Raw genomic sequence first — 22,485 nt, forward strand, 5'->3', positions numbered from 1 at the left:
CATGACCGCCGCCGAGCTCCTGGCCGCGCTGGAGCAGCTCGACTCCGTGGCCCCCGACGACGAGGCCCTGGAGGCCGCCGTGCGCGCCGAGCTGATGCGCGCGATGCACACCGATCGCGCGGTGGGGCCGCAGGCCTGACCGCGGGCGCGCGGGCCGGGGCGCCGTCTCTTCAGACCCGGCCCGCGCGGATGTCCTCCAGCCACCGCGCCGCCTCCTGGAAGTCGGCCTCGGTGGTGCGGGCCGGCAGGAACGGCGTCAGGTCGGCGGACTCGTCCGCGCGCGGGTAGCTGCCCAGGAACCGCACGTCGGTGCAGATGCGGCGCAGGCCCATCAGCGCCTCGCCGACCGCCGCGTCGGCGACGTGCCCGTCGGCGTCCACGCAGAAGCAGTACCGGCCCAGCCCGTCGCCGGTGGGGCGGGACTCCAGCCGGGTCAGGTTGACCCCGCGCACCGCGAACTGGTCGAGCAGCTCGGCCAGCGCGCCGGCGTGGTCGTCGGACAGGAACGCGACCAGCGAGGTGCGGTCGGCGCCGGTCGGCGGGGGCGGCGGCCCGGGGCGGGACAGCTGCACGAAGCGGGTGGCCGCCTCGGCCCGGTCGCCGATGCCCGCGGCCAGGGCGGCCAGCCCGTAGCGCTCTCCGGCGATGCGGGCGCAGATGGCCGCGTCGTAGGGCGAGCCGGCCTCGGCGACCGACTGCGCCGCTGCGGCGGTGGAGGAGACGGTGTGCGCCTCGGCGTCCGGCAGGTGCGCCGCCAGCCAGCGGCGGCACTGGGCCAGCGCGTGCGGGTGGGTGGCCACCCGCTTGACGTCGCCGACCGCCGCGCCCGGGCGGCCGAACAGGGTGAACTCCACCGGGACCGCCACCTCGGCGGTGATCAGCAGGGGGTCGCCGTTGATCAGCTCGGCCATGGTGGTGGGCACCCCGCCCTCCACCGAGTTCTCCAGGGGCACCACCCCGGCGTCGGCCTCACCGCGGCGCACCGCGCCGAAGACCGCGTCCACCCCCGGGCAGGGGAGCAGGGCGGCGTCGGCGGCGTCGGGCCGCAGCGCCCGCAGGGCGGCTTCGGTGAAGGTGCCCTCGGGGCCGAGGTAGGCGTAGCGGTTCGGCATGCCTCGCAGGTTACCCCCGGGACCGCGGCGGCCCCGCGGGGCGCGCGCCGGGGACCAGGGTGCGGACGGCGCCGGAGTCCTCGGGCGCCGGGAAGGCGCCGCCGGCCTCCGGGTGCCGGCCCAGTCGGGCGGTGCGGATCGCCCGGTACTCCTCGGGCGAGAGCTCTTCGGCGGCGTCCCCGCCGCGCACCGCCTTGGCGTAGGTGCGCGACTCGGTGCGCCCGTTGATCGAGGTGACGACGATGCCGTCGCCGGCCGCGTTGAGCAGCGCCAGGGAGAAGGACCGGGCGCCGGACATCTCCTCCAGCGCGTCGTAGCGGACCACGCCGACGTCCCGGATCGCCCGGACGTCGACGCCGCTGCCTTCGGGAAGCAGGCGGTGCACCAGGTCGCGGCAGTCGTCGGCGGCCCTGCGGGTGCGCCAGAGCGCGTACCCGCCGACCGCCAGCCCGCCCAGGCCCGCCAGTACGCCGATCGCGGCGAGGAGCGAAGTCAACACGCTGCGAGCGTACCGCCACGGCACGCTCATGGAGCATGACTACTCGTAATCTCTACGGCGACTTTGCTGGATTTTTCGCGAAACGGACCTTATGGTCGCCGACGCCTCCCGGCCGGTGCGGCGCAGCCTCCGGGCCAGCGCCGGGGCCAGCTCCCGGGCGGCCAGCGCCCGCGCCACGTCGGTGAACTGCCGGGCCCGGTGCACCTGGGCCCGCAGGTCGGTGCCGGTGGCCCGGTGCTCCAGCGGCACCTCCACCTCCACCACCCGCAGGCCAGCGTGGAGCACGTCGATGGTCAGCCCGGTCTCCACCCCGAACCCGTGCGCCAGCGGCAGTGCGGACTCGAAGGCGGCGCGGGTCAGGCAGCGCTGCCCGTTCAGCGGCTGCTCGGGCTCCCAGCCGGTGGCCCGGCGGATGCCGTCCCGGGCCAGCCGCACCACGAAGCCGTGGCCGCCCAGCCGCATCCGGGTGGCGGGGAACAGGGCGACGGCCATGTCGGCCTCGCCGCGCTCGACCGGCCCGATCAGCGGGACGGCCCCGGAGGCGGTGGCGCCCAGGTCGGCGTCGAGGAAGAGCAGGTGGCGGTGGCGGGGCGCCCCCTCGGCGGTGCCAGCCTCGAGCAGCCGCACCCCTTCGGCGCCGCTCTCCATGGCCGCGCCCTTGCCCCGGTTGCGGGAGTGCCGCAGCACCCGCGCGCCGGCCGCCAGCGCCGCCTCGGCGGTCGCGTCGGCCGATCCGTCGTCCACGACCACGACCAGGTCCACGCCGGGGAGTCCGCGCACTGCGCGCACGGTGGCGCCGATGCGGTCGGCCTCGTCCTTGGCGGCGATCACGGCCGCGACCCCCGGCCCTTGCGGAGCACTGCCCATCGGTGCCCCTCCGAAAAGGTGAGCGGTCAGTTGTGCGCGGAAGAGGGCGCCAGGGGGAGTCCGTCGGTGGAGTCGATGACGGTGAAGACCCCGTCCAGACCCGTGACCTCGAGGATCTTGGTCACCGCCGGACGCGGGGCGGCCAGCTCCAGGTCGCCGCCCTTCTCCCGGGAGCGCTTCATGCCCGACAGCAGCACGTTCATGCCCGTGGAGTCGCAGAACTCCACCCCGGACATGTCCACGACGAGCCGGTGGGCCCCGTCGTCGAGCGCGTCGACGAGCGCGCTGTGCAGCTGCGGTGCCGTGTACAGGTCGACCTCACCGCGGACGGTTACCACCGCGCAATCCGCGTGAGACTGACTCGATATCTTCAACTCCACAGTCGTGACTGTAGCGGCACGGCGCGGACCTGGCCACCTGGTGACCGGTGTTTCGCCACTTGACGTCCATCCGGGGCCGAAGGCCCGGGATCGCCCGATACGGGATTCGCCCCCGTCTCAGCCGGACATCACGCGCGTCCGGGAGGAGACGAGCGCCGAGGCCTCGCCGTCCCGGCCGGCGCCCAGCTCCAGGACGGCCCACACCGTGGTGACCGCCCCGTCGACCTCGGTCCCCCAGCGGCGCGCGAGCTGCTCCACGATGCCCAGCCCCCGGCCTCCGAGCGCGGAGGGGGAGGGGCGGGCGATCCGGGGCAGCGTGGGCGCGCCGCCGTCGCACACCCGGATCTCCAGGCGGACCCCGCCCGCAGGGGCGTCCGCCACTTCCCAGCCCACCTGCACGGAGTCGGGAGGGAAAGGCGGAGGCAGCGGGGAGGCGTGCCTCAGGGCGTTGCTGAGCAGCTCGCTGAGCACCAGGGCGGCGTCGTTGACGCACGGGGCCTCCAGGCCGCCGTCCTCCAGCTCGGCGCAGAGCCGCTGCCGCGCGCTGGTGACGCTCGACGGCGCATAGGGAACGATCACCGCCTTCGCCATGTCGTCCTCCCGTACCTCGCCCCGCTCACCGGCGGCACAGCAGCCGTCCATCACGCGCCCCGTCTCCCGAAGAACTCGGTACATCTTTCGCCGGTTATCGGCAAAGCATCGGCTTTGAAGCCCGCCAGGGCCGAAATGCCCCGTTCACCGGGGAGGGAAACACTCAGCGCCCCTGGTCCGGGCCCGCGTCCGACTCCGGCCGCGATGCGGATCGGACCGAAACCCCGCCCTCTCCGGCACTGTCGTCCGCCGCCCCGTCCCGCGAGGACGCCGAATGTAATGTGAGTCTCATCCGCGCCCCAATAGGGCGCGAATCCGCGGTGACGTCCCCGCCCTGCGCGCGCGCCAGCCGGCGCACGATGTACAGCCCCAGGCCGATCCCGCCGAAACGGCGACGGTCCCCCGCATCGCCCTGCACGAAGCGCCCGAAGATGCGCTCCTCGTCGCCGGGGGCGATGCCCACCCCCTCGTCCTCGACGTCCACCACCAGGAGGCCGCCGTCGGCCCGGGCCACCATCCGCACGCTGCCGCCGTCGGGGGAGTACTTGAACGCGTTCTCCAGCAGCTGCCCCACGATCACGTCGGTGGCCACCGGGTCGCCGAGCGCCGCCGGCAGCCGGTCGGGCGCCTCGAGGCGGAGCGTGTGGCGCGCGGAGAAAGAGGAGAAGGCCCCGGCGGCCTCGTCCAGCAGCCGGCGCAGGTCGAACTCCTCGGCCCCGACCCGCAGGTCGCCCTCGGCCGCCGCGCCCAGCAGCAGGTTCTCCACCAGCCGCGCCAGCACCGAGGAGCGCTCGGCGATGGTGCGCACCGCGTCCTTGCGGGCCGCGTCGTCCAGCTGCTCCCAGCGCTGCACCAGCGTCCCGGCGAACCCCTGGACCACGGTGACCGGGGTGCGCAGCTCGTGCCCGGCCGTGGCCATGAAGAGGTCCTTCTCCTCTTCCAGCTCCTTGGCCTGGGTGATGTCCCGGAAGTCGACCACCCGCTCCTCGGTACCGCCGATCCCGGTCACCAGGATCTCCACCCACCGTCCCCCCGGAAGGCGGTGCCGCACCGACTCGCCCTCGCCCTCGGGGAGCGGGAACGGCGGCGGGCGCCCCGCCGCACGCGCCGGAGCGACCCCGGTGAGCTCGGCGGCGGCCCGGTTCCACTTGCGTACCCGGCCCCGGCCGTCCAGCACCGCGATGCCGTCGGCGCTGGACTCCACCACCGCGTGCTCCTTGGCCCGGCGGCGCACCATCTCCTGGTAGGCCATGGCGTTGCCCAGGGCCACCCCGGCGTGCGCGGCCAGCAGCTCCAGCAGTTCCAGCTCCACGTGGCCGACCCTGCGCCCGCTGTACAGGGCGTAGAGCGCACCGTAGGGCCGGCCCTGCACCGAGGACACCCCCAGCGCGATGGTGTGCAGCCCGTCCAGGTCGGCCCAGATCAGGTCGTCGAGGCTGCGGTTGTCGTCGGTGGCCAGCAGCACCGACCGGCCGCTGCGCAGCAGCTCCCCGAACAGGCTCGACTCCAGCGGGGCGGTGTAGCCCTTCAGGTGCTCCGACAGGCCGCTCAGGCTGACCAGGCGCAGCCGGTCGCCCTCGATCAGCGCGAACCCCCCGGCGTCGGCGCCGGTCAGCTCGGCCAGGCTGCGGGCGATCCGGTCCAGCACCGCACCCAGGTCCAGGTCGGCGTTGATGTCGGCGGCCACGTCGGTCAGCCGCCGCACCAGCCGGGCCCGCTCGGCCGCGTGCGACCGCAGCTCCCCGTGGTCGCCGTCGCGGCGGAAGACCTGCAGCCAGCCGGCGCGCGCACCGTCCGCGCCGTGCAGCGGGCCGGTGTCGACCCGCACGTCCACCGCGGTGCCGTCGCGCCGCAGCCGCCGGGTCAGGATGGAGACCGGCCCCCCGGCGCGCGCCCGCTCCAGCACCGCGTGCTCCTCGGCGAGCAGTTCGGAGGGCACCATCGGGGCCGGCCGGCCCAGCGTCTCGGCGGCCGACCACCCGAAGAGCCGTTCGGCCGCGGGGTTCCACGCCGCCACGCGCAGCCGGGCGTCCACGGCGACCATCGCGTCCGGGCAGGACGCCAGGACCGCGTCGGCGCTGAGCTCCGGGCCATCGGGGGTCACCCGGCCATAGTGCCACCGCGCGGCCCGCGGATCACGCGGGTCAGGCGACCCGGGGCTCGGCTCCGTCCTCGGCCTCCATCGGGCGGCCCGCCAGCGCCCAGGCCTGCATGCCCCCGGCGACGTTGGCGGTCTTCCAGCCGGCCTCGTTGAGCGCCTGCACCGCCTGGGCGGAGCGGCCGCCGACCCGGCACACCACGTACACCTGGCGGTCCCGGGGCACCTCCCCGGCGCGCTGGGCGAGGTCGTGCAGCGGGATGTGCACCGCCTGGGGCGCGTGCCCGGCCCGCCACTCGTCCTGCTCCCGCACGTCCAGCACGTACCCGTCCTCGGGGACGGTGCCGACCTCGACCACGGGAACGCTCTGCTCGAACACCTCGGGACTCCCCCTCATCACGACGTCGGTTGGACGGGGGCTCCGCACGGGCCCGAAACGAACCGAACGGATGGAACCGCTCCGTAGCGCCCCGCGTCCAAAGGGTATGCGCACGCACACCCTCGCGGCCGCGCTGGTCCGCTCAGGCGCGCTCGCCGCCGTGCTCGGCACGGCGGCCGCGTGCGGAGGGACCACGGTCACCGCGCCGGAAGACGGCCCCGACACCCCAAGCGCCCCGACGACCGAGCTGTCCATCGAGATCACCTACGCCGACGACCCGCCCGCCGAGGGCGACACCGAGCCCAAGAGCTGGACCCTCACCTGCGGTCCCGCCGGAGGCGACCACCCCGACCCCGAGGCGGCCTGCGCCGACCTGGAGGAGGTGGGGGCCGAAGGGTTCGAGGAGGTCCCCGAGGACCAGGCCTGCACCTTCCAGATGGGCGGGCCGGAAGTGGCCGAGGTGAGCGGCCACGTGGGGGAGACCGAGGTCTCCACCGAGTTCGACAAGTCCGGCGGTTGCGAGATCGACCGCTACGAGGACATGGGGGCGGTGCTCGCCCCCTGATCCCCCTGTGATCACCGGCCCCGGACACGAGAAGGGCCCCGCTCCCGGATCCGATCCGGGGACGGGGCCCTTCACCTGTGGGCGAGGAGGGATTTGAACCCTCACGTCCTTTCGGACACACGGACCTGAACCGTGCGCGTCTACCGTTCCGCCACCCGCCCGAGTGACATATACATAAGGTGTCTCCAGTGGCCGGTGCTCGGGCTTTCCGGTGTTCCCGGCGCCGTCCGCCTGGCGACATGAATAAGGCTAGCACGGTTCCGGGACCGGTCCGCACACGTTTTCCGCCGGCCCCCCGCCCCCTCCGGAAGCGGTACGGCCGATGCACGTGAAACAGTGGACGCGGTTACCCGGTTACGATCGTTCTAGACCGGAGTGGAGTAAGGGAGGTACCTCGTGGGAGTGCTCCAACGCTTCGAGCGGCGCCTTGAAGGCATGATCGAAGGCACCTTCGCGCGGGCCTTCAAGTCCAAGCTCGAGCCCGTCGAGATCGCCAGCGCGGTGCAGCGCGAGATGGACGAACGGGCGGCGATCGTCGCCCAGGGGCGCACCCTGGTCCCCAACGACTTCATCGTCGAGCTCTCCGCCGCCGACAGCGAGCAGATGGAGGCCATGGCCGACAGCATCGGCCAGGAGCTGGCCAAGCTCGCCCGGGACTACGCCACCGAACAGGGCTACTCCTTCGTGGGACCGGTGCGCGTCCACTTCTCCTCCGACGCCGAGCTGCAGACGGGCCGCTTCCGCATCCGCTCCGGCGTGGTGCGCGGCTCCACCGTGGAGAGCGGCGAGATCCGCCGGCCCGTGGGCGACGCGCCGCGCGGCGCCGAGTCCGCCCCCGGCAAGCCCCGCCTGCTCATCTCCCCCGGGGGCGCCACCACCGAGGGCAGCACCGCCGGCCAGGGCATGCAGCAGTCCTTCGAGCTCACCACTCCGGTCACCCTGCTGGGCCGGGGGACCGACTGCGACCTGCGGCTGGTGGACAACGGGGTCTCCCGGCACCACGCCGAGATCCGCCTGGAGGACGACGAGGCCGTGCTGGTCGACCTCGGCTCCACCAACGGCACCTTCGTCAACGGCCAGCAGGTGCGCCGGGTCGGGCTGGTCGACGGCACCCGCATCAGCCTGGGCCGCACCACCATGACCTTCCGCCGCGACTAGAGGGCCGCACCCGCCCCGGCGGCAGAGCCGGTTCCCGGGAAAAAGAGCGAACCGAACGCGCTCCCGCCGCGTCTGTACGGGAGCGGAGCCCGCCGACGGAGGCCGGGCGGCCGAGACCATGGAGAGCAGAAGAGAGGGAACCGACCAGGAGCTTCCGGTCCGTTGGGTTTTTCCGACACGATCTCCTAGGGTTCGGGCCGAGAGAACGCGGCGGCGCCGGCGCCGCCCGCCAGAGCACGACAGGGGCTGAAGAGCAGTTCGATGTCCGACTTGACCCTCATGCTGATCAAGATCGCCTACCTGGCGGGGCTTTGGCTGTTCGTCTTCATGGCGGTCGGCGTCATCCGCACCGACCTGCTCGGCGCCCCTGCCAAGTCCAAACGGCGCTCCCGCTCCTCCCCCTCCGGCCAGGACGCCACGAGCGCCCCCCGGCGCCCCGCCGCCCCCAAGGCCCCGCGCGGGCGCCGCAACGAGCCGCGCTCCCTCGTGGTCACCAAGGGCCCGTTGGCCGGCAACTCCCTCCCCCTCGGCCCCCACCCGATCCTCATCGGCCGCGCCAAGGACGCCACCCTCGTCATCAACGACGACTACGCCTCCGGTCGGCACGCGCGGATCTACTCCGAGAACGGCCGCTGGTTCGTCGAGGACATGGGCTCGACGAACGGAACCTACCTCGGCCAGCAGAGGCTGACCCGCCCCCAGCCCGTCTCGGTGGGGCAACCCATCCGCATCGGCAAAACGGTCCTGGAACTGCGCAAATGACAATCGCTCTCCGCTACGCGGCGTACTCCGACGTAGGGTGCCTCCGCGAAGGCAACGAAGACTCCGGCTACGCCGGGCCGTACCTGCTCGCGGTCGCCGACGGGATGGGCGGGCACGCCGGGGGCGAGATCGCCAGCGCCATGGCGATCTCGGCCCTGATGCCGCTCGACGACGACGTCCCCTCCACCGAGAACATGACGGACGCGCTGCAGCGCGCCGTCGAGGCCGCCAACACCACCCTGGCCCAGCGCGTGCGCGAGGAGCCGCGGCTGGAGAACATGGGCACCACCCTGACCGCGATGCTGTGGTCGGGCGCCCGGGTGGCCATGATCCACATCGGCGACTCCCGCGCCTACCTGCTGCGCGGCGGTGAGTTCGGGCAGATCACCCACGACCACACCCTGGTGCAGACCCTCGTGGACGAGGGCAAGATCACCGAGGAGGAGGTCGCCACCCACCCCCAGCGCTCCCTGCTGCTGCGCGCCCTGGACGGCCGCTCCCAGGTCGACCCCGACATCGCGATCAGCGAGGCGCGCCCCGGCGACCGCTACCTGCTCTGCTCCGACGGGCTGTCCGGGGTGGTCAGCGCCGCCACCATCAAGGAGACCCTGGAGGCCGAGCGCAGCCCGGACGCGGCCGCGCGGCGCCTGATCGACCTGGCCAACCGCGGCGGCGGCCCGGACAACATCACCGCGGTGGTCGCCGACGTCATCGACAGCGCCACCGACCCGGTCGGCCCCACCCGGGACGCGGCCGTGGTCGGCGCCGCCGACCAGCGCCGCGAGCCGGCCATGACCCCGGACACCCCCGCCGGCCGGGCCCAGGGCCTGAACCGCTCGGCCGGGGACACCGCCGAGATGACCCGGCCCCCCGGGATGGGCTCCGACGCGCCCCCCGGGGACGAGGACGACGAGGCGCCGCGGCCCCGCCGCTGGTGGCCCATGGTCACCGCGTTCCTGGTCGTGGTCGCCCTGATCGCCGGCGCCGGCTGGTACCTGGGCACCTCCTACCTGAACGGCCGGTACTTCATCGGCGTCTCCGAGGAGGGCGGCACCGTCGGCCTGTACCAGGGCATCAACACCGACGTGGCCGGCTACCGGCTCGCCGAGCAGATCGAGGACACCGGCATCGCGCTGGACGCGCTGCCCACCACCGAGCGCGGCGCGGTCGAGCGCACCATCGAGTTCTCCGACCGGGGCGAGGCCGACTCCCAGGTCCAGGAGCTGCGCACCGCCGCCGACCAGTGCGGCAGCGACCCCGAGTGCAGCGGTGAGGACACCGGTGCCGCCGACTCCTCCGAGGGCTCGGCCGACAACACCCGCACCTCCGACGATCCGTCCGGAGAGCCCCGGTGAGCGCCGCGTCGAACAGCCTCGCGCTCCCGCCGGTCAAGCGGCGCAACGCCGAGCTGGCCATGACCCTGCTGGCCATCGGCCTGACCCTGTACGCCCTGATCGAGACCGGGCTGACCCGCAACGGCGAGATGCCGCCCCAGCTGTTCCTCTACGGCGGGCTGTTCGGCGGGCTCGCCCTGCTGGCGCACGTGTTCATCCGCTTCTTCGCGCCCTGGTCCGACCCGCTCCTGCTGCCCATCGCCACCCTGCTCAACGGGCTGGGCATCGCGATGCTGTGGCGCCTGGAGCAGGGGGAGATCGAGGGCGCCGGCCCGATGAACCAGCTCATCCTGACCGCCGCGAGCATGGCGGTCTTCGCCGGCATCATCTTCTTCCTCAAGGAACCGCGCACCCTCCAGCGCTACCCCTACCTGATGGCGCTCGCCGCCGTGGTGCTCCTGCTGCTCCCGCTCCTGCCGGGCATCGGCATGACGGTCAACGGCGCCCGGCAGTGGGTCAACCTGGGCTTCACCAGCCTGCAGCCCTCGGAGTTCGCCAAGATCGCGCTGGTCATCTTCCTGTCCGGCTACATGGTGAGCAAGCGCGACGTGCTCTCGCTCGCCAGCAAGCAGGTCAAGGTCGGCCGGTTCAAGATCCTGGACCTGCCGCGCATGCGCGACATGGCGCCGATGGCCGTCATGTGGGGCTTCTGCATCATCGTCCTGGTCATCCTGATGAACGACCTGGGCACCTCGCTGATGCTGTTCGGCACCTTCCTGGCGATGATCTACGTGGCCACGCACCGGTCGTCGTGGATCGTGATCGGCCTGGCCGCCTTCTTCGGGGCGTGCGCGCTGCTCTACCCGTTCGTGCACCACTTCCGGGTCCGCATGGTGACCTGGCTGAACGCCTTCGACCCCGAGGTGTACTGCACCGACGCGGCGCTGGCCAACCCGGACGCGTTCTGCAACACCGCCGGCAACAGCCAGCAGCTCGTGCGCGGCCTGTTCGCGATGGCCGAGGGCGGGATGACCGGCACCGGCCTCGGCGGCGGCAAGCCCGGCTTCGTCTTCGAGGTGCAGAACGACTTCATCTTCACCGCCTTCGGTGAGGAGCTCGGGCTGACCGGCGTCATGGTCATGCTGCTGGCCCTCACCCTGCTGGTGGAGCGGGGCATGCGCATCGCGCTGGCCTCCAAGGAGCTGTTCATCAAGATGTTCGCCTCGGGCATCTCGTTCCTGATCGGCTTCCAGACGTTCGTCGTCATCGGCGGCGTCACCCGGGTCATCCCGATGACCGGTGCGACCATCCCGTTCGTCGCCAAGGGCGGATCGGCGCTGCTGTCCAGCTGGGTCATGCTGGCCCTGCTGATGCGCATGAGCAACAACGCCCGCAAGCCCGCCCCGCAGGCCATCCAGGACGAGGGCGCGACCCAGGTGATCCAACGATGAACACGCCCATCCGCAGGCTCGCGATCTTCAGCATGGCGCTGTTCGGCGTCCTGCTGCTCAACGTCACCTGGATCCAGGCGTTCCAGGCCGAATCGCTGCGCAACCACCCCTTCAACTCCCGGCAGTACATCGACGTCCTGACCAACCCGCGCGGCCCGATCCTGATCGGCAGCGAGGAGGTCGCCTACTCCGAGCCGGTGAGCGAGGACAGCGACCAGTACCAGCGGCACTACCCCGCCAACGGGCTCTACGCGCACGCCGTGGGCACCTTCCCGATCCGCACCGAAGGCGTGGAGAAGACGGAGAACTCGCTGCTGGACGGCAGCGACGAGCGGCTGGCCGTGCGCAACTTCATGGACACGATCACCGGCGCCGAGACGCAGGGCGCCAGCGTGGAGCTGACCATCGACCCCGCCGCCCAGCAGGCGGCCATGGACGGCTTCGAGGCACTGGGCAAGAACGGCGCGGCGGTCGCGCTCGACCCGGAGTCCGGCGCCATCCTGGGCCTGTACTCCAACCCGACGTACGACCCCAACGGCGTGAGCAGCCTCACCGAGACCGAGGCGGCGAACACCCGCTGGGAGGAGCTGACCGAGGACGAGCGCAAGCCGCTGCTCAACCGGGCCCTCCAGGAGCGCTACCCGCCGGGCTCCACCTTCAAGGTGGTCACCGCGGCCGCCGCGCTGGAGAACGGCGCCGACCCCGACTCCACGATGGACGCCCCGGCCAGCATCGACCTCGGCGCCCCGCTGCCCAACGCCTGGAACGGGCCGTGCAACGGCGGGCAGCCCGACCCCCTGGCCCACTCCATCGAGCAGTCCTGCAACACCTCGATGGCCAACTGGGCCATCGAGCTCGGCGCGGACAAGATGACCGCGCAGGCCGACGCCTTCGGGTTCAACCAGGGGGAGATGGACGTCCCGATCCCCGCGCTCGGCAGCAACTACCCCAACGAGACCGACCGGAACCTGCTCGGGCGCTCGGGCATCGGGCAGGCCGACGTCGAGGCGACCCCGCTGCAGATGGCGATGGTCGCCGCCGGCGTCGCCAACGACGGCGACGTCATGAAGCCCTACCTGGTCGACTCGGTCAAGGACTCCGACCTGTCCACGATCGAGGGCCACACGCCCGAGAAGCTCTCCACCGCGGTCAGCGGCCGGACCGCCGACGACCTCACGGACATGATGGTCCTGGTGACCGAGGGCGAGGACGCCTCCGGCAGCCAGGGCGCCATCCCCGGCATGCAGGTGGCGGGCAAGACCGGCACCGCCGAGACCGGCAGCGGCCCCACGCACAACTGGTTCATCTCCTTCGCGCCCGCAGACGACCCCCAGGTGGCGGTGGCCGTCGTGGTCGAGCACGGCGGCCAGAGCGGCGGCGTCCTCGCCGCCCCCATCGCCAAGGGCATCATGGAAGCTGTGATCAACGAGTGAGCGACAACGACCCCGGTGGCGCCGCCGACGACCCCACGGGCTTGTCGGGCACCGTCCTCAGCGGCCGCTACCAGCTCGACGAGCAGATCGGCTCCGGCGGCATGGGCACGGTCTGGCGCGCCACCGACACGCTCCTGAACCGCCCGGTGGCGGTCAAGCTGCTGCACCCGGCGCAGATGGCCGAGCCCACCTCGCGCGAGCGGTTCCGCACCGAGGCGCGCATCACCGCCGGGCTGTCCCACCCCGGCATCGCCCAGGTCTACGACTACGGCGAGCAGGACGACCGGGCGTTCCTGATCATGGAGCTGGTCCCCGGCGAGCCGCTCTCCTCCATCCTCAAGCGCAACGAGGGCCTGGAGCCCGGCGTCACGACGGACATCGTCGCCCAGGCCGCGGCCGCGCTGGCCGCCGCGCACGCCCGCGGGGTGGTGCACCGCGACATCAAGCCGGGCAACCTGCTGGTCACCGACGACGGCACGGTCAAGCTCACCGACTTCGGCATCGCCCGCGGCGAGGAGTCGGTGACGCTCACCCAGACCGGCATGGTGATGGGCACCGCCCAGTACATCTCCCCCGAGCAGGCCTCCGGCCGCCCCGCCACGCACGCCTCGGACATCTACGCCCTGGGCGTGGTGGCCTACGAGTGCCTGGCCGGGCAGCCGCCGTTCACCGCCGACAGCCCGCTGGCGCTGGCCCTGGCGCACACCCGCGAGCCGCCCCCGCCGCTGCCCGCGCACCTGCCGGCGCCGCTGGCCGACCTGGTGCTGGCGCTGCTGGCCAAGGACCCCGCGGACCGGCCCGAGTCGGCCGGAGAGGTGGCCCGCGCGGTGCAGACGCTGCGCCGCGCCGCCGAGGAGCTGGGCGCCACCACCGCCATGGACCTGACCGACCCCACACGCACCGTGGTGGCGAACCCGTCGGCCCAGCGCACCGCCACGGGGTCCTGGTCCGCGGACCGGGAACGCTCCTCGGATAGGGTGGCCCGCGGATCCGGCGGCCTGCGCGCCCGCCTCCCGCTGGTGATCGCGGCCGTGGTCGCGGCGGTGGCGGTGGTGGTCGGCGTGGCGTTCGCCGGAGCCTACTGGAACGAAGGCGGCCAGGAGGGGCGCAGCGTCGGCAACGAGCAGCGGGACGGCTCGCCCTCGCCGACCCCCTCCGAACCCTCGCAGGAACAGACGCAGCAGCAGACGCAGGACGACGCGACCGGGACCGGCCGGGGCGGGGACGGCGGATACGTCCCGCCCGAGAACGGCGGGGAGGCTCCGGTCACCGAGGAGCCGCCGCCCAGCGAGAACCCGGAGACCACGCCGCCGCCCGAGACCGGTTCCCCGGACGAGGGCACCGACCCCGGCGGCGGGGACACGCCCCCGCCGGCCGGGGGCGACGACGACACCGGCGGCGGCGAGGAACCCGGGGGCGACGAACCCGGGGACGGCGGGGACGCCGGCGAAGGACCCTGACCCGACGACCCGGCCACCGCGACGACACAAGGAACTGTTCAGCACATGTCACAGCCACGGCTCTTCGGCGGACGCTACGAGCTCGACGCCCTCATCGGGCGCGGCGGCATGGCGGAGGTCCACCGGGCCCGCGACCTGCGCCTCGACCGGCTGGTGGCCGTGAAGACGCTCCGCCACGACCTGGCCCGGGACCACACCTTCCAGGAGCGGTTCCGGCGCGAGGCCCAGTCGGCGGCCTCGCTGAACCACCCGTCCATCATCGCGGTCTACGACACCGGCGAGGACATCGTGGACGGCGTGCCGCTGCCGTTCATCGTGATGGAGTACGTCGACGGGCGCACCCTGAAGGAGATCCTCGACGACGGGCGGCGGCTGCTGCCCGAGCGGTGCGCCGAGATCACCGAGGGCATCCTGCGGGCGCTGGAGTACAGCCACCGCAACGGCATCGTGCACCGGGACATCAAGCCGGCCAACGTGATGCTCACCCGGCAGGCCGAGGTCAAGGTGATGGACTTCGGCATCGCGCGGGCGATGAACGACGACCAGGCCACCATGACCCAGGCCTCCCAGGTCATCGGCACGGCCCAGTACCTGTCCCCCGAACAGGCCCGCGGCGAGCGCGTCGACCCCCGCAGCGACATCTACTCCACCGGCTGCGTGCTCTACGAGCTGCTCACCGGCGGCCCGCCGTTCACCGGCGACTCCCCGGTCTCCATCGCCTACCAGCACGTGCGCGAGGACCCGGTGCCGCCGGCCGACGTCGACCCCGAGATCCCGGACTGGCTGGACGCGGTCGTGCTGCGCTCCATGGCCAAGGACCGGGACGAGCGCTACCAGAGCGCCGAGGAGATGCGCCAGGACCTGGAGCGGGGGCTGCAGGGCATGCAGCCGGCGCCCGACACCATGGCCATGGGCGCCGCCGGGTCCACCACGGCGCTGCCGCCGGTGGACGAGGACCGCGACGACTACGACGACCGGCGCGACGGCGGGGGCGGCAAGACGGCGCTGTGGGTGCTGCTGGGCCTGGCGGTCGTGGCCGCGCTCGCCCTGGCCGGGTTCCTGCTGATGAACGGCACCGGGAACGACGGCGGCGGTGGCGAGGACGAGCCCGCGAGCCTGACCGTTCCCGACGTGGCCGGGCAGTCCTTCGACGAGGCGCAGCAGACGCTGGAGGAGGAGGGCTTCACCGGGAGCGTCTCCGAGGAGAGCGAGCCCAGCGCGGACTACGACGAGGGGCAGGCCACCCGGACCGACCCGGAGGAGGGCGAGACCCTTCCCGCGGACTCCGACATCACGGTGTACATCTCCTCGGGGCCCGAGGCGGTGCAGGTGCCGTCGCTGGCCGGGATGACCGAGGAGGACGCGAAGCAGGAGCTGCAGGACCGCGACCTGTCCGTCGGCGAGGTCTCCCGCGAGGAGTCCGACGACTACGACGAGGGCGTGGTGATCCGCTCCTCGCCCGGTTCCGGGGAGGAGGCCGCGCCCGGCTCGGCGGTGGACCTGGTGGTCTCCGAGGGAACCGGGACCGTGGAGGTGCCCGACCTGGAAGGCCGCACCCAGCAGGAGGCGGCCCAGCTGCTCTCGGACGCCGGGCTCAACAGCTCCTTCCAGCAGGCCGACGACCCCGAGGCCGAGCCCGGTACGGTCATCGCCCAGGACCCGCAGTCCGGCCAGGAGGTCGAGCCGGGGAGCCTGGTGACCGTGACCCTCGCCCGCCGGCCGCAGGACCCCACGGGCCCGCCCACCGGCGACGACGGCCAGGGCGGAGACGACGGGGGCGATGACGGCGGCCAGGGCGGAGACGGCGACGGGGACGGTGACGGGGTCGGAGACTTCCCGTGGGGCCGCCGGGACTGACCCGGGCGTAGACTGGTCCCCGCAACGCGCCCGTTCCGGCCGATTGGTAATTGGAGCAGCGACCGTGCCCAAGTCCCGCAACGATCGCAAGAAGAAGGCCGTCTACACGCCTCCGGCGGAAGCGGTCAAGCCCAAGGTCAGCCCGCGATGGCTGGTGCCGACGATGCTCACGTTCGGCATCGCGGGCGTGCTGTGGATCGCGACGTACTACATCGCCGGGGTGGACGGGAAGATCCCGTTCATGGCGGAACTGGGCAACTGGAACCTGGCCATCGGCTTCGGCGGGATCATCATCTGCGTCATCTTGTCCACACGCTGGCATTGAGCCCGTTTTCCCTGCTCAGTAGGGAGAATCGGACGTTTGTCCACAACCCGGCACGGTTCTGTCCACATGGTTGTCCACAGCCTGTGGGAAGATGTGTTCGACTCGCGGCGCCCCCGCTGTGAGCGCATCACCGTGCTCTGAGGCACCGGCGCGCACGCGGAAGGGGCGGGACCCGCCGGGTCCCGCCCCTTCGCCGTCACGACCGGTCACACGATGCTGAGCAGCACCACCGTGCTCACGACCGACGCCACCGCGATCAGCAGCGTCCAGCCCCCGGCGACGACCAGGTGCGTCGCCGCCTTACGGGAGCCGCGGTCCCTCCCCGAACCCTCCCGGTCCCGGGGCAGGTAGCCGAACCCGGCCCCCAGGGCCAGACCGGTCAGCAGCCCTCCCACGTGCGCGGTCCAGGCGATGTTCAGGCCCGGCATGAACGTGATCACCAGGTTCACCGCCAAGAGCAGCAGCACGAACCGGGTGTCCAGCCCGAGTCGCCGGCCCAGCACCAGCACCGCTCCGAAGAGGCCGAACACGGCCCCTGAGGCGCCCACCGACAGCTGCGGCTGCACGGCGCCGGACGCCACGGCCGTCACCGCGGTCACCACCAGCGTCACCGCCGAGCCGCCGAGGGCGCTGAGCACCCACAGCGCCACGTACCGCACGTGGCCCAGCCAGGACTCCAACTGTCGCCCCACCACGTACAGGGCGAACGCGTTGAAGGCCAGGTGCATCAGGCCGCCGTGCAGGAACGCCGCGGTGATCATCCGGTACCACTCGCCGAGGAAGACCACGGCCAGCGCGTTCATCCCGAACAGCCCGGTGACGTCCCAGTTCACCGATTGGACGCCGAACCCGGCCACCATCAGGCCGATGAAGGTCCAGGTGGCGTACGGGGCCGCCGTGGTGCGCCCGCCGAAGACCGTGCGGGGCGCGGGCGTGCGGCGGTTCGCCTCGGCGACGCATTCGGGGCACTGGTGGCCCACCGAGGCGTCGCGCATGCAGTCCGGACAGATCCGCCGCTCGCAGCGGGTGCAGGTGATGCGGGCGGGGCGGTCCGGGTGCCGGTAGCACACCGGAGCCGCACCCGTGCCCGGGGACGGAGAGGGGTCCGCGGCCATCGGGGACCTAGCGCTCGATCTCGACGGACTCGAGGACCACGTCCTCCAGCGGCCGGTCCTGCGGGTTGGTCGCCACCTCGGAGATCGCCTGCACGATCTCGGCGCCCTCGACGACCTCGCCGAAGATGGTGTGCCGGTTGTTCAGCCAGTCCGGGGTGCCCACGGTGATGAAGAACTGCGACCCGTTGGTGTTCGGCCCGGCGTTGGCCATCGCCAGCAGGTAGGGGCGGTCGAACTTGAGCGCGTCGTGGAACTCGTCCTTGAACTTGTAGCCGGGGCCGCCGCGCCCGTTGCCCAGCGGGTCGCCGCCCTGGACCATGAAGTTCTCGATGACCCGGTGGAAGATCGTCCCGTCGTAGAGCCTGCCGTTGCTCGGCTTGCCGGTGGTCGGGTCGACCCACTGGCGGGTCCCCTCGGCCAGTCCGATGAAGTTGTCGACCGTCTCCGGAGCCTTGTCCGCGAAGAGCGTGACGACGATCGTCCCCTGGTTGGTCTTCAGCCGCGCCTTGGGCTGTCCGTTTGCGTCGGACACCACGTGCCTTTCCATCGCCGTTGCGTACGCCCCCACGTTACCGGGCACGGGCCCCGTCCCCCGAAGGCTTCGGCGCACCGGGGCGGGAGGGGCCGGCGGGGGCGGGGGGAACGGGGGGCGCGGCCCGGGGCGTCGGAGGCGGAGAGCCGCGGAGCGTGTTGAACGCCCGGTGTCCGCCTTGGGACGCCTATGTTGATATAACGCGTGCATAACGCCCGCTCAGGCCGCACCCCGGCGGAGGGGCGCCCGCCGGTGTGAGCGGCGTGACCCCGCCCGGGCGCATGGGAACCGGCGCCAGCGGGCAGGGGGTTGTCCATATCCTTCAAGCAAAGGAGTTCACCGTGGCCATCCAGATGAAGCGTCGCAATGCGGAGCTGGACGCGGAGGCGGCCATGGCGCGTCTCCAGGAGCTCGCCCGCGAGCAGAAGGAGCGCCTTGAGCCCTATGCCGGCCAGGCGCGAGCGGGGGCCGAGCGCGGTCTTCTGCGCGCCCGCGGCTGGACCGCGCCGCGCCTGGAGACCGCCGCGCTGCGTGTCGAGGACACCGTCGCCCCGCGCGTGGCGGACCTGCTCGCCACCGCCGCCCAGCGGGTGGAGCCGAACCGGACCCGCCGCGGCCTGATCGCGGCCCGCCACGGCGGCCGCCGCGTGCCCAAGGCCGTGGTGCTGGTGGGCGTGGCCGCGCTCGGCGCCGCCACCGTCTACGGCGTGGTCCGCCTGCGCAAGGCCGCCCAGGACGCCGAGTGGCAGGAGAACCTGGACCAGGCCCGCGAGCAGGTCCGCGAGACCCGCGAGCAGCTGCAGTCCAAGGCCCAGGACGCCAAGGAGGCCGCCAAGGCCAAGACCGAGGAGGTCGCCGGCGTCGGCGCCGGCCCCGAGGCCGACGGCGCCGCCAAGAAGTGACCCCGGGCCCCGCGCCCGACGACCGACGGGGCCGCCGCGAACCTTTCGCGGCGGNCGTTTCCCCCTTCTCGAAATAGACAGACCTGTCTGTCTATACTCGCGGCATGACGTTCACCGGCACCTCCTCCTCCGCACGGCCCCGGTTCGGCCGGCCGGTGCGGCTCGCCGCCGCGGGGACGGCGCTGATCGCCGTCACCTACGGCATCGCCCGCTTCGCCTACGGCCTGTTCGTCCCCGCCTTCCGGGACGAGTTCGGACTCGGCGCCTCGGCCGCCGGGCTCATCGCCTCCGGCGGCTACGCCGCCTACTGCGCCGCGATCGCGGTGTCCATGCTGGCCTCCGGATCCCTTCCGCCGCGCCGGGTGGCCGTGGGCGCCGGGGCGCTCGCCACCGCGGGGACCGCCCTGGTCGCCACCGCCCCCGGCCCTGCGGCGCTCGCCACCGGCGTCCTGGTCGGCGGCGCGAGCACCGGCGCGGCCTCCCCTCCGCTGGCCGAGGCGATCGCCCACCGCGTCGCCCCGCACCTGCGGAACCGCATGCAGAACATCGTCAACGCCGGCACCGGCCTCGGGGTGGCCGTCTCCGGCCCGGTCGCACTTGCCGCCGGGGCCCACTGGCGCCCCGCCTGGCTCGCCTTCTCGGCCCTCGCCCTGGCCGTGACCCTGTGGAACGCCCGCACCCTGCCGCCCGGCCGCACAAGGGACCCCGCCGGGCCGGAAACGGCCCGGACCCCGCTCCTGCCCTCCCCGCTCGGCCGCCCCGGTTCCGCCCGGATGCTCACCGCCGCGGCCGCCATGGGCATCGCCGGGTCGGCGGTGTGGACCTTCGGACGCGAGCTCGCCCTCACCCACGGGGGCCTGGGCCCGACCGCCTCCGTCGCCATGTGGATCTGCCTCGGGGCCACCGGGGTCCTCGGCGCCTTCACCGGCGACCTCACCGACCGCCTGGGCCCGGCCGGCGCCTGGGCGGCGGCCATGCTCGCCGCGGCCGCCGTGACCGCCGTGCCCGCGCTGGCCCCGGGCGCCCTGCCGGGCGCCCTCGGCCCCGCCGCCCTGTTCACCGCGACCGCCCTGTTCGGCGCGGTCTACACCGCGCTCACCGGGCTCCTGCTGATGTGGGGCATCCGGCTGTACCCGGACGCGCCGTCCTTCGGCGTGGGGGCGGCCTTCCTGATGATCGCCGCCGGGCAGACCGCCGGCTCCCCGCTGGTCGGCCTGGTGGCCGACCGGGCGTCCCTGCCGGAGGCGTTCCTGCTCGCGGCCGCGGTGGCGGCGACCGGCGCCGGGATCACCCCCGCTCGGGGCAGTGGGCGGCGATGAGCGCCTCGGCCGCGCCCCGGGCCGCCGCCATCGCCGCACCGCACCCGTGCACCACGGCGGTGACGGGGGCGCCCTCCAGGACCACGAAGAGCTGTTCGGCGAGGGCGTGCGGGTCCCGGGCACCGGTCGCGGCGGCCAGCCGGTCCAGATAGGAGCGCATCCACCGCTTGTGGTCGGCGACGACGGCGCGGGCCGGGTGGTCCGGGTCGGAGACCTCCGCGGCCGCGTTCACGAAGGCGCACCCGCGGTACTGCTCGGTCTCGCCCGCCAGCCACTCCTGCAGCGTGTCGAGGACGGCGGTGAGCCGCTCCCGCGGGTCGGTGCGGGCCTCGACCGCCGAGGCCAGGTGCTCGCGCCAGAGCCCGTCGCGCCGGCGCAGATAGGCGGCGACCAGCTCGTCCTTGGACCCGTAGTGCTTGTAGAGGGTCATCTTGGCGACACCGGAGCGCGCGATGACCGTGTCGACACCGGTGGTGTCGATGCCGTTCTCATAGAACAGCCGGGACGCCGTGTCCAGGATCCTCTGCGCCGCCGGGCTCTGCGCGCTCATCAGGGCCTCCTCGCTCTGCACGGGGCTCTGCACGGGCTGTACAGACCCGTCTGTCTTCCAGACTACGCGCGCACGGGGGCGGGGCCGGCCGCAGCGGTCGGGGGAGGGGTCACTTGTCCTTGACCGGGCGCCAGGTGAGCGGGTACTTCCAGCCGCCGCCCAACAGCGCCACCAGCCCGGCGACGGCGGGCAGGAACACCCACCCCAGCAGGAGCAGCATCGCCGCGAGCATCGGCAGGATGAGGAAGAACAGGCCGAACCCGAGGACCGAGCCGACGAGCACGGTCAGCTGGTAGTTCAGCGCCTCCATGGCGTGCCGCCGCACGAAGGGCGAGGAGTCGCCGCGCAGCAGCAGCACCAGCAGCGGGCCGACGGGGAGCAGGAAGTAGCCGGAGGCGTGCGCGGCCGCGGACCAGACCTTGTCCTCTCCGGAGGGCCGCCCCTCGGGCGCGGCCGGCGGCTGCGGGGCGTGGGGCGCCGCCGCAGGTCCGCCGCCGGGAACCGCCAGGTCGGAGAAGAGCGGCTCCAGCTCGGCGGGGAACTTCGCCGCCATCGCGACCGAGAGCCGCTCGTCGAGCTCGGACTCGTCCAGCCGCCCCTCGGCGTAGGCCTCCTGCAGGCGCTCTGCGGCCCGGTCCCGGTCGGCATGGGTGAGCCGGATCTGCGGAACCTGCCCCGGACGCGGGATGGGATCATGCACGGCCACGTTCACTCCTCACCGCTCGCCGGATCGCCCCTGCCCCTCCATGGTGCCCGCCGCGCGCGGCGGCCCGCATCGGGGATGGCCCTGACGCGACCCTGAAGCGGGGGACGGCCCGGATTCAGCGTATCCACGGGCACCGCCCCCCGCCATCGATGCGGTAGGGCTCACTCCGGCCGCGGCTGCAGCAGGACGAAGTCCGCGCCGGCCGGGTCGGTGCACACCGCGAGGCGGCCCACGCCCGGTGCGTCCTCCGGGCCCATGAGCACCCGGCCGCCGGCCGGCGCCACGGCCGCCGCGGCGGCGGCGCAGTCCTCGGTCCGGAAGACCGGGTGCCAGTCGGCGTCGCCCTGGGTCAGCGCCAGGTCGGCGGCGGCCATCTGCATCATGCCGCCGTGCATCCGCTCCTCCCCGGCGCCGGCCGGGGTGAGCAGGGTATAGGTGCCTCCGCCGCCGGGCAGCTCGGTGTCCTGGAAGGACCACCCGAAGACCGCGTCGTAGAAGGCGCGGGCGCCGGCGGAGTCGGTGGTCCACAGCTCCACCCAGTCGAGGGCGCCGGGGGTGTCGGCGGCGTCGAATCCGGCGAAGTCCTGGGACTGCCAGACGGCGAACCGCCCGCCCTGCGGGTCGGTGAAGTGCGCGAGCACGCCCAGGCCCATGACGTCCATCGGTGCTACGCGGACGGCGCCGCCGGCCTTCTCCACCGCGGCGGCGGCGGCCTCGGCGTCGGGGACACAGAAGTGGACCGTCCAGGCGGACCGGGCGCCCTCCTCGGTCAGGGGGCCCAGCGCGGCGACCGTCCGGTCCTCGGACGTGAAGAAGGCGTAGCCGCCCGCGTCGGGCCCGGCGGACCGGGTCCGCCAGCCCAGGACCGCCCGGTAGAAGTCCGAGGCGGCCTGCGGATCGGGGGCGCCGAGATCGACCCAGCAGGGCGATCCGGGCAGGAAATCGGTGGTGATCATGGCGTGTGTCCTCCGCCGTCTGATCGGTGGCAGGTGCATCCGGTGCACCCGGACTGTCTCCGAGTGTGGCCTGCCCCTCCGACGATCTCGCCCTCGAATCGGCAAAGCCCGCTTGACGCCGCCATGACACCACC

23 protein-coding genes and 1 tRNA gene are annotated in these 22,485 nt (G+C 73.3%); 11 read left to right on the forward strand and 13 right to left on the reverse strand.

Annotated elements, in window-relative coordinates; translation table 11 throughout:
- Positions 1 to 170 precede the first annotated feature (170 nt).
- The 7 genes from pheA to D450_RS0117010 all read right to left on the reverse strand — a co-directional run bounded on the left by pheA (position 171) and on the right by D450_RS0117010 (position 5,926).
- Positions 171 to 1,112, reverse strand: coding sequence for a prephenate dehydratase (pheA, locus tag D450_RS0116980; protein WP_017539853.1), 942 nt, complete (start codon positions 1,110 to 1,112; stop codon positions 171 to 173).
- Between the two features lie 10 nt (positions 1,113 to 1,122).
- The gene (locus tag D450_RS0116985) at positions 1,123 to 1,611 is read right to left on the reverse strand and encodes a DUF4446 family protein (protein WP_239647271.1); all 489 of its coding nucleotides are present in this window, start codon (positions 1,609 to 1,611) and stop codon (positions 1,123 to 1,125) included.
- A 39-nt stretch (positions 1,612 to 1,650) separates the two neighbouring features.
- The gene (locus D450_RS0116990) at positions 1,651 to 2,478 is read right to left on the reverse strand and encodes a glycosyltransferase (protein WP_017539855.1); all 828 of its coding nucleotides are present in this window, start codon (positions 2,476 to 2,478) and stop codon (positions 1,651 to 1,653) included.
- A gap of 26 nt (positions 2,479 to 2,504) precedes the next feature.
- Positions 2,505 to 2,858, reverse strand: coding sequence for an STAS domain-containing protein (locus D450_RS0116995; RefSeq protein ID WP_193374741.1), 354 nt, complete (start codon positions 2,856 to 2,858; stop codon positions 2,505 to 2,507).
- 117 nt (positions 2,859 to 2,975) lie between these two features.
- The gene (locus D450_RS0117000; RefSeq protein ID WP_239647272.1) at positions 2,976 to 3,533 is read right to left on the reverse strand and encodes an ATP-binding protein; all 558 of its coding nucleotides are present in this window, start codon (positions 3,531 to 3,533) and stop codon (positions 2,976 to 2,978) included.
- Positions 3,534 to 3,612: 79 nt separating this feature from the next.
- Positions 3,613 to 5,553 carry a PAS domain S-box protein gene (locus D450_RS0117005; RefSeq protein WP_017539858.1) on the reverse strand — a complete coding sequence of 647 codons (1,941 nt, stop codon included), beginning with the start codon at positions 5,551 to 5,553 and terminating at the stop codon, positions 3,613 to 3,615.
- A gap of 40 nt (positions 5,554 to 5,593) precedes the next feature.
- On the reverse strand, positions 5,594 to 5,926 hold the full coding sequence (locus tag D450_RS0117010; RefSeq protein WP_017539859.1) for a rhodanese-like domain-containing protein: 333 nt from the start codon (positions 5,924 to 5,926) through the stop codon (positions 5,594 to 5,596).
- Between the two features lie 106 nt (positions 5,927 to 6,032).
- On the opposite strand from D450_RS0117010, the gene D450_RS0117015 reads away from it, so the two are divergent.
- Positions 6,033 to 6,491, forward strand: a complete 459-nt coding sequence (locus D450_RS0117015) for an SSI family serine proteinase inhibitor (protein WP_017539860.1) — start codon at positions 6,033 to 6,035, stop codon at positions 6,489 to 6,491.
- A 78-nt stretch (positions 6,492 to 6,569) separates the two neighbouring features.
- On the opposite strand, the gene D450_RS0117020 is transcribed toward D450_RS0117015, so the two are convergent.
- Positions 6,570 to 6,652, reverse strand: a tRNA-Leu gene (locus D450_RS0117020).
- Between the two features lie 235 nt (positions 6,653 to 6,887).
- Between D450_RS0117020 and D450_RS0117025 the strand changes: the two genes are divergently transcribed.
- From D450_RS0117025 to D450_RS0117060, 8 genes are all read left to right on the forward strand, one after another.
- Positions 6,888 to 7,649 (forward strand): FhaA domain-containing protein, encoded by a 762-nt coding sequence (locus D450_RS0117025; protein ID WP_449289471.1) that lies wholly within the window; start codon positions 6,888 to 6,890, stop codon positions 7,647 to 7,649.
- A 261-nt stretch (positions 7,650 to 7,910) separates the two neighbouring features.
- The gene (locus D450_RS0117030; RefSeq protein ID WP_017539862.1) at positions 7,911 to 8,411 is read left to right on the forward strand and encodes an FHA domain-containing protein FhaB/FipA; all 501 of its coding nucleotides are present in this window, start codon (positions 7,911 to 7,913) and stop codon (positions 8,409 to 8,411) included.
- Positions 8,408 to 9,766: a Stp1/IreP family PP2C-type Ser/Thr phosphatase gene (locus D450_RS0117035; protein WP_017539863.1), complete on the forward strand. Its 1,359-nt coding sequence runs from the start codon at positions 8,408 to 8,410 to the stop codon at positions 9,764 to 9,766. Before D450_RS0117030 ends, D450_RS0117035 begins: the two co-directional genes overlap by 4 nt.
- Positions 9,763 to 11,196, forward strand: coding sequence for an FtsW/RodA/SpoVE family cell cycle protein (locus D450_RS0117040; protein WP_017539864.1), 1,434 nt, complete (start codon positions 9,763 to 9,765; stop codon positions 11,194 to 11,196). Before D450_RS0117035 ends, D450_RS0117040 begins: the two co-directional genes overlap by 4 nt.
- Positions 11,193 to 12,629 (forward strand): peptidoglycan D,D-transpeptidase FtsI family protein, encoded by a 1,437-nt coding sequence (locus tag D450_RS0117045; protein ID WP_017539865.1) that lies wholly within the window; start codon positions 11,193 to 11,195, stop codon positions 12,627 to 12,629. The genes D450_RS0117040 and D450_RS0117045 overlap by 4 nt, the downstream gene beginning before the upstream one ends.
- Positions 12,626 to 14,089, forward strand: a complete 1,464-nt coding sequence (locus D450_RS0117050; protein ID WP_026128605.1) for a serine/threonine-protein kinase — start codon at positions 12,626 to 12,628, stop codon at positions 14,087 to 14,089. Before D450_RS0117045 ends, D450_RS0117050 begins: the two co-directional genes overlap by 4 nt.
- 45 nt (positions 14,090 to 14,134) lie before the next feature.
- On the forward strand, positions 14,135 to 15,946 hold the full coding sequence (gene pknB / locus D450_RS0117055; protein WP_017539866.1) for a Stk1 family PASTA domain-containing Ser/Thr kinase: 1,812 nt from the start codon (positions 14,135 to 14,137) through the stop codon (positions 15,944 to 15,946).
- Positions 15,947 to 16,010: 64 nt separating this feature from the next.
- A complete protein-coding gene (locus D450_RS0117060) occupies positions 16,011 to 16,271 on the forward strand; it encodes a cell division protein CrgA (protein WP_017539867.1) in 261 nt (86 codons plus the stop codon).
- A gap of 206 nt (positions 16,272 to 16,477) precedes the next feature.
- Here the strand turns inward: D450_RS0117060 and D450_RS0117065 are convergent, their stop codons facing one another.
- Together D450_RS0117065 and D450_RS0117070 are read right to left on the reverse strand one after the other, a co-directional pair.
- Positions 16,478 to 17,386: a rhomboid family intramembrane serine protease gene (locus tag D450_RS0117065; protein WP_017539868.1), complete on the reverse strand. Its 909-nt coding sequence runs from the start codon at positions 17,384 to 17,386 to the stop codon at positions 16,478 to 16,480.
- 7 nt (positions 17,387 to 17,393) lie between these two features.
- On the reverse strand, positions 17,394 to 17,918 hold the full coding sequence (locus D450_RS0117070; protein ID WP_026128606.1) for a peptidylprolyl isomerase: 525 nt from the start codon (positions 17,916 to 17,918) through the stop codon (positions 17,394 to 17,396).
- A gap of 341 nt (positions 17,919 to 18,259) precedes the next feature.
- Between D450_RS0117070 and D450_RS0117075 the strand changes: the two genes are divergently transcribed.
- Positions 18,260 to 18,820 (forward strand): hypothetical protein, encoded by a 561-nt coding sequence (locus D450_RS0117075; RefSeq protein ID WP_017539870.1) that lies wholly within the window; start codon positions 18,260 to 18,262, stop codon positions 18,818 to 18,820.
- A gap of 104 nt (positions 18,821 to 18,924) precedes the next feature.
- Positions 18,925 to 20,139: an MFS transporter gene (locus D450_RS0117080; RefSeq protein WP_017539871.1), complete on the forward strand. Its 1,215-nt coding sequence runs from the start codon at positions 18,925 to 18,927 to the stop codon at positions 20,137 to 20,139.
- Here the strand turns inward: D450_RS0117080 and D450_RS0117085 are convergent.
- The 3 genes from D450_RS0117085 to D450_RS0117095 all read right to left on the reverse strand — a co-directional run bounded on the left by D450_RS0117085 (position 20,108) and on the right by D450_RS0117095 (position 22,351).
- On the reverse strand, positions 20,108 to 20,689 hold the full coding sequence (locus D450_RS0117085; RefSeq protein WP_039820607.1) for a TetR/AcrR family transcriptional regulator: 582 nt from the start codon (positions 20,687 to 20,689) through the stop codon (positions 20,108 to 20,110). The genes D450_RS0117080 and D450_RS0117085 overlap by 32 nt on opposite strands.
- 109 nt (positions 20,690 to 20,798) lie before the next feature.
- Positions 20,799 to 21,395, reverse strand: coding sequence for a DUF1707 and DUF4870 domain-containing protein (locus tag D450_RS0117090; RefSeq protein WP_239647273.1), 597 nt, complete (start codon positions 21,393 to 21,395; stop codon positions 20,799 to 20,801).
- A gap of 161 nt (positions 21,396 to 21,556) precedes the next feature.
- On the reverse strand, positions 21,557 to 22,351 hold the full coding sequence (locus tag D450_RS0117095) for a VOC family protein (protein ID WP_017539873.1): 795 nt from the start codon (positions 22,349 to 22,351) through the stop codon (positions 21,557 to 21,559).
- Positions 22,352 to 22,485 lie beyond the last annotated feature (134 nt).

Source organism: Nocardiopsis halophila DSM 44494, from assembly GCF_000341245.1.
GTDB lineage: Bacteria > Actinomycetota > Actinomycetes > Streptosporangiales > Streptosporangiaceae > Nocardiopsis_A > Nocardiopsis_A halophila.